General features: G+C 42.2%; 2 protein-coding genes. Both read right to left on the bottom strand.

The window, feature by feature from the left end:
* Positions 1-1,230, bottom strand: a 1,230-nt coding sequence (locus tag A3739_RS04830; protein WP_156502363.1) for a hypothetical protein, incomplete at its 3' end; no start/stop codon positions are given.
* 169 nt (positions 1,231-1,399) lie between these two features.
* On the bottom strand, positions 1,400-2,301 hold a 902-nt coding region (sthA, locus tag A3739_RS04825), incomplete at its 5' end, for a Si-specific NAD(P)(+) transhydrogenase (RefSeq protein ID WP_068500526.1).

Raw genomic sequence — 2,301 nt, 5'->3', positions numbered from 1 at the left:
CTCAAATTCCACTGCAGAGACTTGACCTTGAGAATTAGACACCTCTTCTACAACCCAGTTGACGGGACGACCGTTACCTGGATTTAGTTCAGGACTAACAAATGCTTCCTGAATCGCTGAAGGGTATCGAGACTGATAATCTGATATGAATTGTGTTACGACAGCATTTGAAGTTGCGTGACTCGTTAACAGTTCGTTAAGGCGCCAATTATACAAAGCATCTTTTTGCTTAATTAAGTCAACTGCATCAAGTGGCGTAACAACATCATTGCTCAAAGTTAGCAATGCTGCTTTAAGATCTTCATTACCTTCATTTTGATACGCTTGAAAAACGATGCGATCTAACTCAAAAATATCATCAGAATCATCAACCTTAAGCTCTAGTTGAACCAAATTACGCTGCGCTACGAGATCTGTACGAAACCAGTTATTTTCTTCCGCCTCATCAAACAGGTCATCAATCCGCTTAGCGACATCAGTCTTAGAAAGCACTGACAATTCAATCGCATTAATGTCTTCTAAAAGAAGCTGCCAACCTTGTGATTTGATGGGATTTTCTTCTCGCGACGCAAAAACATTGGCGATACTTTTTACTTCCGAGAAGCTAATTTCGCCATCATCTTCATCTAATTCATCATCTAAGCGAGAAGTAACTGTAGGAACAGCAGCAACAAGGTTTTTAAGCTCTGACAGAGTTGCATATTCCGATAAGATATTTTCAACGTACTGTCTGTGATACGCATTAGTCTCGTTACTAATGAAATCATTAAGGATCGTTTCTGCATCCACGACAGAATTAGCCGCATTAACATTAGAAACCAACTGATGTATCTCACCAACTAAAGCATCACGAGCCGCTAGCTGCTGCAGTAAACTATATACCTCTCCGTCAGATAGCGTCGTAAACTCAATATTTCCATCGTTATAACGAACACCCCAATCGTATAACTGATCAATAAAATACTCGAAAGCATTTGTTAGTTCGCCAAAAGCCCCCTCTTCTAAATCAACCTTGTAGAAGTTTACTCTTGCCCCGGCCATAGGACCTTTTACAACATTCACGTTAAGGCTAAGATCTGCTTGACGTACCGGCGCTTCAACCTCATCACTTAGTGGAACAACGTCAGAACTCCCACTACCACATGCAGCAAGCACAAAAGATAAACATGAGATAAGACTAATTTTTTTAACGCTGGTAAAGCTTAGAAGCATGAGGAAAGTATGGTCCATTCACTTACATAAAAAACTTCTCCAATCATGGAGAAATAGGCTTTTGGCATGGTACAAAATGCACCAAGTAAGAACAATGAACGAGGGATAGAAGCGTGAACTATTAGACGCGTTTAAATGAGGAAACGAGACCTAGATCATTACTAGGTCTCAAGCATGAAAAACAATGTTAAAAAATACGATTTAAGCCGTTCAATGCAGCCACTCGATAAGCTTCCGCCATTGTCGGATAATTAAAGGTCGTATTAATGAAGTAATCGAGGCTATTCGCCTCTCCTTTTTGGTTCATCACAGCCTGCCCAATGTGCACGATCTCTGCCGCTTGGTCACCAAAGCAATGAATTCCCAATATTTCTTTGGTATCTCGGTGAAACAATATCTTCAACATCCCAACCGCCTCATCTGTAATTTGGGCACGGGCTAAATCTTTAAAAAATGCCTGCCCCACTTCGTAAGGGACCTTGTCTTCAGTCAATTCACGCTCAGTTCGACCTACTGAACTAATCTCTGGAATGGTGTAAATGCCAGTAGGCACATCATTGACGAATCTAAAGTACTGATCCTCTGACATTGCCGCAGCCGAAGCACGACCTTGATCGTAAGCAGCACTTGCCAAAGCCGGCCAACCTATAACATCACCCACAGCATAGATACCCTCTACTTCAGTTCGATAATGATCATCGATCGTAAGCTGCCCTCTTGAGTTAGGCTTCAAGCCAGTGTTTTCGAGCCCCATATTATCGGTATTGCCACTACGCCCATTACACCAAAGAAAAGCATCCGCTCGAATTTTTTTACCCGATGCAAACGTCACCTCTACCGCATTATCAGTACCGACCACAGACTCATATGTCTCATTATGACGAACTAACACACCGTTATTGCGCAGGTGATAACTCAAAGCATCAGAGATCTCGTCATCTAAGAATGAAAGTAACTTTTCACCGGGGTTGACCAGGTCTACTTTTACACCCAAGCCTGCGAAGATAGACGCGTATTCGCTACCGATTACTCCGGCCCCATAAATAACGATCGTTCTAGGCGTATGACTTAAGGTAAGAATCGAGTCAC

The sequence above is a fragment of the Oleiphilus sp. HI0067 genome (genome assembly GCF_001635735.1).
This window is presented reverse-complemented; position numbering and strand designations above follow the sequence as displayed.